The 12,096-nt window shown below is 41.1% G+C and carries 8 protein-coding genes and 1 pseudogene; 1 reads left to right on the forward strand and 8 read right to left on the reverse strand.

Annotated features, from left to right (window positions below; genetic code table 11):
* Window positions 1-112, forward strand: a pseudogene (locus N5O98_RS17235) (IS30 family transposase); the annotation flags it as partial.
* Window positions 113-202: 90 nt separating this feature from the next.
* On the opposite strand, the gene N5O98_RS17240 reads toward N5O98_RS17235, so the two are convergent.
* The 8 genes from N5O98_RS17240 to N5O98_RS17275 form a co-directional block, all read right to left on the reverse strand.
* The gene (locus tag N5O98_RS17240; protein ID WP_004309837.1) at window positions 203-1,276 is read right to left on the reverse strand and encodes a hypothetical protein; all 1,074 of its coding nucleotides are present in this window, start codon (window positions 1,274-1,276) and stop codon (window positions 203-205) included.
* A gap of 48 nt (window positions 1,277-1,324) precedes the next feature.
* Window positions 1,325-2,893 (reverse strand): RagB/SusD family nutrient uptake outer membrane protein, encoded by a 1,569-nt coding sequence (locus N5O98_RS17245; RefSeq protein WP_004309836.1) that lies wholly within the window; start codon window positions 2,891-2,893, stop codon window positions 1,325-1,327.
* 19 nt (window positions 2,894-2,912) lie between these two features.
* Complete coding sequence (locus N5O98_RS17250) at window positions 2,913-6,491, reverse strand: SusC/RagA family TonB-linked outer membrane protein (RefSeq protein WP_004309835.1); 3,579 nt, start codon at window positions 6,489-6,491, stop codon at window positions 2,913-2,915.
* 25 nt (window positions 6,492-6,516) lie between these two features.
* Window positions 6,517-7,677, reverse strand: coding sequence for a FecR family protein (locus N5O98_RS17255; RefSeq protein ID WP_022199516.1), 1,161 nt, complete (start codon window positions 7,675-7,677; stop codon window positions 6,517-6,519).
* 67 nt (window positions 7,678-7,744) lie between these two features.
* On the reverse strand, window positions 7,745-8,299 hold the full coding sequence (locus tag N5O98_RS17260) for an RNA polymerase sigma factor (RefSeq protein WP_004301831.1): 555 nt from the start codon (window positions 8,297-8,299) through the stop codon (window positions 7,745-7,747).
* A 34-nt stretch (window positions 8,300-8,333) separates the two neighbouring features.
* Window positions 8,334-9,035 carry a Crp/Fnr family transcriptional regulator gene (locus N5O98_RS17265; protein ID WP_004301832.1) on the reverse strand — a complete coding sequence of 234 codons (702 nt, stop codon included), beginning with the start codon at window positions 9,033-9,035 and terminating at the stop codon, window positions 8,334-8,336.
* Between the two features lie 116 nt (window positions 9,036-9,151).
* Window positions 9,152-11,341, reverse strand: coding sequence for a glutamine synthetase III family protein (locus tag N5O98_RS17270; protein WP_004301833.1), 2,190 nt, complete (start codon window positions 11,339-11,341; stop codon window positions 9,152-9,154).
* Between the two features lie 139 nt (window positions 11,342-11,480).
* Window positions 11,481-11,954, reverse strand: coding sequence for a hypothetical protein (locus N5O98_RS17275; RefSeq protein WP_022200001.1), 474 nt, complete (start codon window positions 11,952-11,954; stop codon window positions 11,481-11,483).
* Window positions 11,955-12,096 lie beyond the last annotated feature (142 nt).

Here is a 12,096-nt window from a genome sequence, read left to right on the forward strand (position 1 = left end):
GTGGATTGAAAATAAACTCAATAATCGACCTCGTAAAAGACTTGGATACCTCACGCCAAACGAAAAATTTAAACAAATTATTAATCAGAATTCTGTTGCATTTGCAAGTTGAATTCAGCTATGGTAAATTCTAAATATCTTTATTCTTATTTTATCTATCCTTTAATGAAATGACTAACTTAATCGTTATGGAAGAGTTTCTTTACCAATCTCCCCAGTCTCCCCAAGGATCATCATCATCGCCATCTCCTTCATCAGTTTTCGGTAGTTCCGGATAAGGTTTAATATCCCAATCTTCCGGTCCTTTGGCGATAGCTTCCAAATCAATATTATATTTTTTTAGATAGTTTGTCACAAAATCGAACTTAGTGCTTAGAAATGGATAGGTTGCCGAAGGAAACATTACTTCCCGTTCTTCTTTGGTATGACGCATGGCTATTTGCAGATAGCCGATAAATGTTTCTTTGGCTGTTGGAGGATTATCGGAATCGGGTTTAGAATGTTTACCTGATAATGAATTTACATTACCAGGATAGCCTCTTTTAAGATAATAATTAGGATCGGCTTTACTTTCGATGTCTTCACTTCTGACAATCGGAGTTAAATGGTCAAATCCTGCATCAAATTCATCTTCGGGTATGATAATATTTCCGTTGGCGATAGCTGTATTTATAACTTCATCAATTATTTTGAAGCGGCGTATGGTAAAACTATCCTTATTGCCGGCAATAGGAGTTTTCCATCCTGTGATTGGGTCATCGTAAGTACTGTGGGCTTTATCTCCCCAGAAACAAGTTATCCAGCAGTCGGTTTGGCCGTCATCATGCTCGGGCAGTGCAACATAATATTCCAGTACTCCCGGTATAATGGAAGTAAATACAGAATAATTGTATACCATATACCAGTACATGGGAAATACTCTATCCGTAACTTCCCGGTTGAGGTAAGGAAAAATGTGGTTCTTCATAAAAGTAATATAAAATGCTCCCATTTCGTCATTGAGACAATTCTCGAAGACTCTTGATGAACTACCGACTCCACCATTAGTCCAATTTTTATTGAGATCTTTTTCTGTGATATCTTTATATATTATTTTCACTCCGAAGTCTTGGTAGATTTTCATAACATCATTGTCCCATGAATTATTTCCCTGCGGAAACTCAAATCCTCCGGCAAGTGCAAGTGGATCTGGTGTCGGGTTGATAATATCTTCATTATAACAGGACGAGAATGTGAGACAGAATAGTAATATCCATACATTATATATTGGCTTCATGATTCTCTGTTGTTTAAAATTGACGATCATTATTTCTTATATTTATAGTTATTTTGTAACAGGAACTCCAGTCCGTTCCGGTCCGAACGGATTTTGTTCCAATAATAAGTTTCTTTGCAACACTTCTGTAGGAATAGGTAATACGTATGAAGGATCGTTTTTTGTTAGTGTATAAACTTTGCCTTCCCATTTGTGCTGTATGGAAGGCATACCATATCGACGTAAGTCGAACCAGCGTTGTCCTTCGTAGCAAAGTTCTTTTCTGCGTTCTTCACGTATTTGGGTGATCAAAGCATCTCCGCTCAATCCGGAAAAAGACGGTGCGTTTCCTCTATCATATCGTTTCTCCAGCAATGTATTCATAGCGGTGATGGCATCTCCTTCGGCTTGGCTCATGGCAGCGGCTTCTGCATAGTTTAGATAAGCTTCTGCTATTCGGAAGGAGAGTGCAAAATAATCACTGCTTCCGGAAGTGGGGACAGAACGTAGTGTCTTATATTTGCCATAGGGGAGATAAGTATCATAAAATGTGCTGTTCTCCGGAACCGCCTCGTTATATTGCATTTCCCTAGTAATATAACGGTCTTTGCGTAAGTCACCTTCTGAGAAACTGTTGATTAACCCGTCTGCTGCTTTGAACATTCTTCTGGTCTTTTCTTCATCGCTGTTTTCATCTTTCTTATCGATATAACCTTCGTATTCACCTGTCAAGTCTCTGATAGTTCCATAACTCCAGATGACTTCCGGCGAATCATATGTATTGAATGTGTAATAAGGTTCTTTTATACCTGCTTCCGGTGCAGGAATAGTATTCAGATCGCGTAGTGAGAAGTTCCAATCTTTGATAACTTTCTCCGCATACGTTTTAGCTTCTTCCCAATTTTCCATATATAGAGCTACACGTGATTTTAATAATTGTACCATAGGTAAACTGACAAGGTAGTTCGGTTCATATTGTTGTGTGGCGGAGAGAGTTAGGAATAAACGTTCTGCTTCGTTTAGGTCGGTAACAATCTGTCGGTATACTTCTTCTACCGTGTTCCGTCTCATCAATATATTGTCATCATCTCTCATTTTACTGTCCAGCTTGAGAGGAACTCCCAATGATTCTTTGTTATAATTATAGGGAAGTCCGTACTGATTGACTAACATATAATAATAAAAAGCCCGTAGGGCATAGGATTGTGCCTTAATATAATTCTTTTCAATTTCTGTACCGGATACTTCGTCAATATAGTCAAGTGTGGCATTAGCTCCTAAAATATATTCATAAAGGTTCTCCCAAGTATTGACTGTTTGTTGTCCCAATTTTTCTCGTATTTCGAACATATTGGGTTGCCAGCTATACAGTATCTCAAATATTTCCATATCTGCTTTGTCGTTTTCTGGGAATTCGTAACCTTCCACCTGATTCTGCTCGACATCATCTGCGAGTATTTCCTGATAGTTGAGAAATTTGGTATCCTTTTGTTGGGGATAGGCTTCTCCGATAAGCATCTCTTGCAATGCATTAGCGTCTTTAGGTATATATTGGCTCTGTGACTTTGGCTCTAAGAAATCTCCGCAAGCGGTGAGGCCGGTCAGTGTAATTGTATAAATTAAATATTTAAGTTTCATATCTCTCTTTGTTTATTGTTTAAAATCCTATATTAAGTCCCAATGAGAAAGAACGTGGCATGATGCTGTTTTCTAATTCCGGATCAAAACCATTAAAACGTTTGCTGGCTATTACAAATACATTGTCCATATTAAAGTTAATAGACAGGTTTTTAGCATGTATCTTGTCGCACCATTCTTTTTTCATCTGCCAGGATAATCCAATGTTACGGCAACGCAGGAATGAAGCGCTGACTACCATAGCATCTGATTTTTCCCACATATAAATGGGTGATTCTGCGGTCTCCGTGTTAGGCAAAGTCCAAGCGATCCCTAATGGCCATATCGGCAACCCGGGGATATTTGTGTAAGCTTCGTCTCCTGTTTTTTGCCAGCGATTCAATAAATCGCGGTTTATATTCTTGGTTGGATCGGGCATCATATTATGTTCTCCTCGGAAATCATTGTAAGGTGACGTCAAACGCTTTTTGCTACCTAACAAAAGGGAAAAGCTGGTATTTAGTGACAAAGATTTGTAGCGGAAACTCAAACCGAGACCTCCGGTGAAATACGGCTCTTTTTCTCCGGAATATACAAGGTAAGTGGTCGGGTCGATGCCTTTACTTTTTTCTTCTTCCGGGACTTCAACATAGTTGAACATCGGTTTGCCGTTACTTCCATCAAGACCGGCAAAGGAATATGACCAGAATCCGCTTAACGGATATCCTTCTTTTAATATCTGGGTGTTGCTTCCGGTCAAGTACATCCCCGTGGTTCTGTCAATCGTGGTTTCTCCGCCTTTGTTCCAGTTTTTAGAGGCATTCAGGTTAATATTCAGGCTGAAATCACGTTTCTGAACAGGTGTGAATGATAACGTGTATTCAATTCCCCGATTGTAAATAATTCCGCCGTTACGTTTCATGTCGTTAATTCCATATTCGAATGGTAAATCTACGGTGATTACCGCATTGGAACGTCGGGTGTAGTATTCCAGATTCATATAAAACATATGAAACAGTTCCAGGTCCACACCGAAATTCCAGTTTTTGGTACGTTCCCAGGAGAGATACGGATTGGGGATCTGGCTAATAGTGGAGTAATATCGATTATATCCTGCTTGTACTCCGTTCTGACTTAAGATTAGTTCAGGACTTTCACGTGTCAAAGCGTTTCCCTGAATACCAAATGTTCCTCTGAAATTGAGTGTTGTGATCCATTTCAGATGCTTTTGGAAGAAAGCTTCTTCCGATGCTCTCCAGGAAAAACCGAATGAATAAGTCGGGTCGATACGGTGATTGATATCCTGTCCGAAAACGTTGGAAGCATCATTTCGTACATTGGCATTGACTACATAGCGATTCTTGAATGAGTATGCAAAAGTAGCGAAGAACGAAAGGAAGTTGTTGGTATTGTTTGTTCTTTTCCAACCTCTGTCATAAAGTTCTTTTAATATTCCCCAGCCTGTTGGACTTCCGCCCGGTGATACTACTTGGCTTGGTATGGTAGGCGCTACAATACGTTCACCTCTGTCCGGTACATATCCCCAAACTGTATTGGCTGTTCCTTTAGCTGTAGACGAGCGAAGTTCCATACCCAATAGCGCATTCAATCGGTTATTAGGATTGAATGCTTTGCTGAATTGTAGCTTGTTCTGGATATTGTAAGAATACTGGTTATTGTCGTTTGTGTACAATCTACCTCCGAATGGAAGCTGTGCAGCTTTAAAATCGGCACTGGTGGGAGTAACAGAATTAAAATCGTAACCACGATACAGGTTGGCAATGTGGTACGTGTGTTCGGTAGCCCAGCTTTCATTTGTACTGTTATTAGTCGAATAACCGCCTGTAAATTGATAAGTTAACCAGTCAAGGACATGCCAGTTGACATCTAAGGAAGCGGACATGAAGTTGGAGCGTGCTTTTGAACCGCTGTTGTCCCGTTCATTGATAAAATTGTATGAAAGGGTTTCTTTATTTCCTGTTTTATAATAGTATCCGTTTTCTTGCATATAATAAGCATCCGGGTCGATGATACGGTTTGTATTGGTAGCATAACCCATTGGATTGATATCGTCGAAAAAGCCGTTAGTAGTAGAAACGCTACCGTTTAAAGTCATACTGATAGTCAGTTTTTCTATCGGACGTAACATCAGAGCGATGCGACCTGTCATACGTTCGTTATCATTGCCTATTTCCTGACCTTCGCTGTTGTTATATCCCATAGATGCCGAATAACTAAACTTGTTCGTTCCACCGGAAACACTAACGTTGTGACTATGGCTGAACGAACGGCGTGTCAGGCGTTTGAACCAGTCAGTATTGCGGGTTTCCATGTCGTTGTAAAGTTTTCTATATTCGATATCAGAAATGTCATGTTCCTGCAACATCCGTAATATACCTTCATAGGTGTTAGGATCCTTATAAGGCATTGTTGCGTAAGTGATTCCTGCATCGAACGCCTCTTGTGAGAAACGGATGCGTTCTTGAGAGTTCATAAAGTTGAACATTCCATAATTAGGGCGTTGCCCGATGTTAAAGTTGGCGGAATAGTTCACAGTCAATCTGTCAGTGGTATTCTTTTTGGTTGTGATTTCGATTACACCGTTAGATGCTTTTGAACCATAGATAGCAGTGGCGGAAGCATCTTTCAAAATTGTGATGTTTTCGATGTCAGCGGGGTTTAGCCATGAAATCTGGTTGCCGATGATATCCTTTAAACTTTTAGTCATCAGTTCGCCGCTATCTAGTGTTACTTGGAAATCTTCCTGAATAATACCGTCTACTACCCACAATGGATCACGATTTCCTTGTAGCGTACTGGTACCTCGAATCTGGATCTTAGGCGCCGTACCTACACGACTACTTGAGTTAGTAACCACCATACCTGCTACACGTCCTTGTAACATTTGGTCGATAGTAGTGTAGGAAGGTATTATAATGTCTTTCGCTTTTATCGTAGTAATGGAACCAACAAGGTCGCGGCGTTGAATATTCTGATAACCGGTAACCACCACTTCGTCAATTTCCGTACTGGAACTGGTCAGAGTGACATTGATTGTTTTCTTACCTGTATATTTCAACGTTTTCTTTTCCATTCCGATAAAAGAAAAAGTTAGAATCAATCCCTCTTGTGCCGGAATATTAAAAGTATAATGTCCGTCCAATCCGGCGATGGCTCCATGTTTGGAGCCTCGAATCGTAACAGTGGCACCGGGTAATGCTTCGCCACTGGCATCTCGAATCCAACCACTGATTGTAACTTTCTGGCTTTGCTTTTTCTTTATAACAATTGCGCTACCAGAGATTTCGTAAGTCAGGTTAGTGCCTTCCAGACATTCATCCAGAATTTCAGTAATTGTCTTATCTTTTGCCTTGATGGTGATATCGGTCACATTAGCAATGTCTTCCGTTCCATACATAAAGACAAATTTCGTACGATTCTGCAGATACCAGAGTGCTGCTTCCAGCGTTTCTCCTCTCAAGTCGATGGAGATTCTCTGATTGTCCTGTGCTTGAATCATGAGTGAAGAAAGGGAGAATATCCATAAAAGACAGAACTTCACAAAGTTTCTGCTTGCATAAGATACCACCCATGGCAGGGATTTTACTCGTTTTTTCATAATGCGTTAGTTATATTATGTATTATTACTGTTTGTAGGAAATGTGCAGGATGCCCTCCCGTTGTTTGATATTGACCAGATTTAATTCTGTAATCATGTCGATAATCGGGTTCATGTTGGCGTAGCGGTTAAGGTAAGCTCCGATACGCACCTGTTTGGCTGCTTCGTCTTCAAAAGAATATTGGAATCCATACCATTTGGACAGGTATGACATCACATTCTCAAGAGGGACATTTAAAAAGATAAATGATCCGGATTCCCAAGATGTATACAAATCAGTGTTTACGTTGGCGACGGTATTTGTACCGGTATTTTTATTATATGTATAGTGCTGGTTGGGAACTAATTCGAATTCTTCATTTCCACTGTTGATTCTTACTGTTCCACTGATTAAGGTTGTACTTTCCGTATCTTCATCAGCGTAGGCTCTTACGTTGAACGACGTTCCCGTTACCCGGATAGATGTATGCGATGTTTTTACGATAAACGGATGCTCCTTGTCCGGGGCAACATCAAAATAAGCCTCCCCTTCAATTTGCACAATACGTTCTTTGCTGCTGAAACAAACCGGATAAGTCAGCCGGGTTTCCGCATTGAGATGTACCCTCGTGCCGTCGGAAAGCGTGATAAGACATTCCATCCCCTGCAATGTGCGTAGTGTGTTTTGGATTTCTTTTACTTGCGGTTTGTTGGCGGGAATCTGATAGTTGATCCCTTTAGAATCGATCACAAATGCTCTGACTGCATTCTCAGGAAGATTATTGTCGGAAAGATTGAAAGATTTGCCGTCACTCAAGATCAGTTCCCCACCAAGGGTTCCCGGAGTGATGTCGCTAATCGTTTCTTCGGATATCCAATGATAGATAAAGTAAGAAGCAGGTACTAATAACAATAAGATGAGAGCTGCATATTTCAGACTCTTTTTCCACGAAAAAACAGTACCCGATTGATTGCCTCCTAATAACGGATAGACTTTCTCCCACGCTTTTTGTGAAGAGAAGCTTCTTATTAACCGGCTGTTTTCTTCATACGTTTCCTTATTTAATATCCGGTCGGCTATCTTTTGATGTTCCGGGTTTTCATCCAACCATGCACGATAGTTCTTTTCCTCTTCGGGGGTAGACGAATGAGTGAATAGAGAAGCTAAGATTTTTGCAATTTTAAATTTTTCTTTAAATGAATTCATCGTTTTTTCGATTTGTTATATAAGTAAAACAATCCAATCGAAAAAACGGGGTAATCAAAAAGTTACTTTATTTGCATAAAAATAGTAATAAGGTGTAATTTATGCCTTTGAGACTTTCGCGAAGTTTGCGATAGGCGAATTTCTTTAACGTATGGACAGTGCCTTCTGAAATTTGCAATTTGTCAGCAATCTCATGGTTTTTTAACCCTTTCATAGAATATAAGATGATATTTCGCATTTGGGTAGGCAATTCTTCTACCGCTTTGCGAACCATGTGGAATGTTTCCTGTTCGATAATGGCAGCTTCGAAGCCACTATCGAACTCTTCCTGTCCAGAAAAATAGGGAATATCTAATTGCTCATGTTTTAAGTGATTCAGACATTTATTTCGGGTGACGGTATAAAGGAAGCTTTTTACTTTCAAAATGTCGTCAAAATCTTCTTTCCGTTCCCAATAAGCTAACAATACATCTTGTGCGATGTCTTTGCAAACTTCTTTGTCTTCAATATAGTGGGATGCGAACACGCAAAGAATAGGATAGTAGTCATCAAATAGCTTTTTGAAAGCCTGTTTGTTGCCACGTTTTATGTCTGCAATTATATTTTCTATATGTATGTTCACTATTTAGGGTGGAACGATTGGTGCAGAAACTCTCTTACCCAATCTTGCTTATTTTCTTCAGCTTTTCTTCTTCGATGATTTTGATTTTTCTTCCGTCGATAGTAATCAGTCTTTCCGTAGCGAATTGCGACAAGGTACGGATAGCGTTCGAAGTAGTCATATTGGAAAGATTTGCCAGATCTTCACGTGAAAGATAAATGCTCAACGTAGAACCGTCTTCTTCCAGTCCATAACTTTCTTTCAGGAAGATGAGTGATTCGGCCAAACGTCCGCGAATATGTTTTTGTGTCAGATTAACGGTACGTTCGTCAGAGATACCCAAGTCAATGGAAAGTTGGCGGATAAAGAACATGGCCAAGTCATTATTTTGGGCAACCAGCGTAGTGATGGCACTCATAGGAATCAGGCAAACAACGGAAGGTTCGAAAGCTGCTGCGGCAGTTACAAAATCTTGTTTGGCAAAATAAGCACGATATGCAAAGTATTCGCGTGGTTTAATCATGCGGATAATTTGACTTCTACCCCCCACACCATCTTTGAAGATTTTCACTTTTCCACTGATGAGACACATCAGATGATGTGGCGTTTCTCCTTCACAGTAGATGGTTTCATTCTTTTTGTAGGTTTGTATCGTATAATTATTCATCAGAAACTCCTTTTGCTCATTGTTTAGAGGAGCTAACATATCGGATAATGGTTCCGAAATATCGATGTCTGACATATTCATTTTTACCATGAGTGCTACAAAACTGTGTTATACAGCACAAAAGTAAAAAGAAAAAATGAGAAAATGAACGAATCTATAAAAAGATTGCACAAAAGTGGGAGCTTTCGTGCAATCTTGCAGACATTTTATTTGGTAAACAACAGTTCTCTATATTTAGGCAACGGCCATATTTCGTCATCCACTTCCATCTCCAGGTGGTCGATGTGGTCGCGGATTTGGTCAAGATACGGGCGTACTTTTTCTTCGTATGCGAATGCCCTTTCTTTGTAGTTTTCCATGTGGTTGGCTACTTTTCTTGCTTCGGTCATGTCGCGCACGAGTACTTTGATAGAAGTGACCCGGTGTGAAATCTCACGAATCAGTTCTTTACGGTCGGCACTTAATACTTCATATTCTTCAGCCGGGAATATTTCTTTCAGTCCGCGAAGATTTTCGAGCAAACGGTTCTGATAGGCAACGGCAGTTGGTACGATGTGATTGATGGCGAGGTCGCCCAATACACGGCCTTCGATTTGCACCTTCATGGTGTATTTCTCCAGTTCCACTTCCAGACGGCTGTTCAATTCGGTCTCGTTGAAGATACGTTCGCCGATAAGTACTGATTTGGATTGGTTATCAATATAGTGCATCAGGGCTTCCGGTACGTGGCAGATATTAGTCAGTCCGCGGCGTGCAGCTTCTTGTTTCCATTCTTCGGAATAACCGTCCCCTTCGAAACGAATCGGTTCGGAGGCGATAATTGTTTCTTTCAGCAGGCGGAAGATAGCTTCGTCTTTGCCAACTCCTTCTTCCATCAGCTTTTCTACCGATGCCCGGAATTCGTTCAGCTGGTTTGCCATGGCCGCATTGATTGCAATCATAGAGGCAGCACAGTTGGAAGAAGAACCTGCGGCGCGGAATTCGAAACGGTTTCCGGTGAATGCGAAAGGAGAAGTACGGTTGCGGTCGGTGGTATCCAGTAAAATTTCGGGGATACGTCCGATGCCTAACTTCAGTGTGGTTTTTTCTTCCGGCGTCATTTTCTCATTTCCTACCTGGCGGACAATTTCGTCGAGAGTAGACGAGAGTTGTGAACCCAGAAAGCAAGAGAGGATGGCGGGAGGAGCTTCATTGGCTCCCAAACGATAGCTGTTGCTGGCGCTCATGATGGAGGCACGCAATAAATCCTGGTTTTTATAAACCATCATTAAGGCGTTTACCAGAAATGTGAGGAATAGCATATTGCCTTTCGGATTCTTTCCGGGAGCGAACAGATTGATACCGGTATCTGTGCAGAGTGACCAGTTGTTGTGCTTGCCCGAACCGTTTACTCCGCTATATGGCTTTTCGTGCAGGAGTACATTAAAATGATGCTTCCTGGCGATACGCTTCATCAAATCCATGACGAGCTGGTTGTGATCGTTGGCAAGGTTACAGTTTTCGAAAATAGGGGCCAACTCAAATTGGTTGGGAGCTACTTCGTTATGACGGGTTTTGGCAGGAATACCGAGTTTGTGACACTCGATTTCGAGTTCTTTCATAAATGCAGTGACACGTGGAGGGATAGAGCCGAAATAATGATCCTCCAACTGTTGGTCTTTGGCAGAAGAGTGCCCCATCAGTGTCCGTCCTGTCAGGCAGAGGTCGGGGCGTGCATTATATAAGGAGGAGTCTACAAGGAAATATTCCTGTTCCCATCCTAAATTGGTATATACGCGTGTGATGTTCTTGTCGAATAGCTGACAGACTTCCGTTGCTGCTTTATCTACAGCGGCAAGTGCTTTCAACAATGGAGTTTTGTAATCCAACGCTTCACCTGTATAAGAAATGAAGATAGTGGGGATACAAAGAGTGGTATCTACTACGAATGCCGGTGAAGAAACATCCCAGGCTGTATATCCTCGTGCTTCGAAAGTGTTGCGGATGCCGCCGTTAGGGAAAGAAGAAGCATCCGGCTCTTGCTGGATCAGTAGTTTTCCGGAGAAGCGTTCAATCACTCCGCCATCTTCGCCGAATTCGATAAAGCCGTCATGCTTTTCGGCTGTTCCGTCTGTCAGAGGCTGGAACCAGTGTGTGTAGTGAGTGACGTTGAGTGACTTAGCCCAACTTTTCATACCGTTAGCAATTAAATCTGCTATTTCACGGCTGATAGGCGTACCTTTTTCGATAGCGTCGGTTACAGCTTTGTAAGCTTCTTTGGGAAGATACTCCTGCATCTTCTTGCGGTCGAACACGTGGCTACCATAATAATCAGAGAGTTTGTTGGAAGGGGCAATAACTTCCAGAGGTTTCCGGTTGGAAAGCTCTTGTAAGGCAAAAAAACGCATTTTTGACATAAATGGTCTATTTTTTTATCGGTTGATGGCGCAAAATTATATGTTTTTTCTGAAAGTACCCCTATTTTAGAGGGGGTATTTTGAAAAATAATGTGTTTTTCTAAAAGTACCCCCTCTGTTGATTCTCCAACTTCTATTCTTATTGTTGCTGTTCGTTGATTTCTTTAGCCATCTGTTTAACCAAACTTTCCACTTGGATATAATGGTTGTGATAGTTCTTGAATAACAGTTTGAACACTGGGCTGTTCACAGCCATTTGGGTAAGAAATTGTAGGTGTTTACCCATAGAGGTGTTCATCTGCATACGCTCTTTTTTGCTCAAGTTGTCTTGTAGGGAGTAAACACCGCATGAAATTTGGATTTCTGCAATGCCTTCATCCCAAGGATGGGTGTTGAGGTGAGTCAATGCTGCCAGGATTTTTTTCAGGTCTTTCAGCAGAATGTTTAAAAGTTCGAATTCGGTGCGGTTTATGGAGCAGGAATCCGGGTTCAGGAGGAAAGCGAATTTAAGGTAGAAATCCTTTAATTTTTCTTTAGGAATAACAAATGAATCTTTGGAAGCCTTTATCATGCCTCCCACCGCTGGTTGAACGGTAACTTGTTTTGTTTCCATAATATAATTATGAATAAGGTGGTAGGCGAAGATTTTCTATGAAATAAGAGCGGTTCCGCCTTTCCCGTTACTCTTCACCAACCAGGCAGTGGGTGCATTAACACTCCACACGGGGGTACGAAACCGCCATATGAAGCATCAG

The organism is Bacteroides sp. LFL-34 (assembly GCF_027257075.1).
GTDB lineage: Bacteria > Bacteroidota > Bacteroidia > Bacteroidales > Bacteroidaceae > Bacteroides > Bacteroides ovatus.

Coding starts and splice junctions, on each gene's coding strand:
- N5O98_RS17250 (WP_004309835.1), bottom strand. CDS start 6,491: ATGAAAAAACGAGTAAAATCCCTGCCATGGGTGGTATCTTATGCAAGC.
- N5O98_RS17270 (WP_004301833.1), bottom strand. CDS start 11,341: ATGTCAAAAATGCGTTTTTTTGCCTTACAAGAGCTTTCCAACCGGAAA.
- N5O98_RS17245 (WP_004309836.1), bottom strand. CDS start 2,893: ATGAAACTTAAATATTTAATTTATACAATTACACTGACCGGCCTCACC.
- N5O98_RS17255 (WP_022199516.1), bottom strand. CDS start 7,677: ATGAATTCATTTAAAGAAAAATTTAAAATTGCAAAAATCTTAGCTTCT.
- N5O98_RS17265 (WP_004301832.1), bottom strand. CDS start 9,035: ATGGTAAAAATGAATATGTCAGACATCGATATTTCGGAACCATTATCC.
- N5O98_RS17240 (WP_004309837.1), bottom strand. CDS start 1,276: ATGAAGCCAATATATAATGTATGGATATTACTATTCTGTCTCACATTC.
- N5O98_RS17275 (WP_022200001.1), bottom strand. CDS start 11,954: ATGGAAACAAAACAAGTTACCGTTCAACCAGCGGTGGGAGGCATGATA.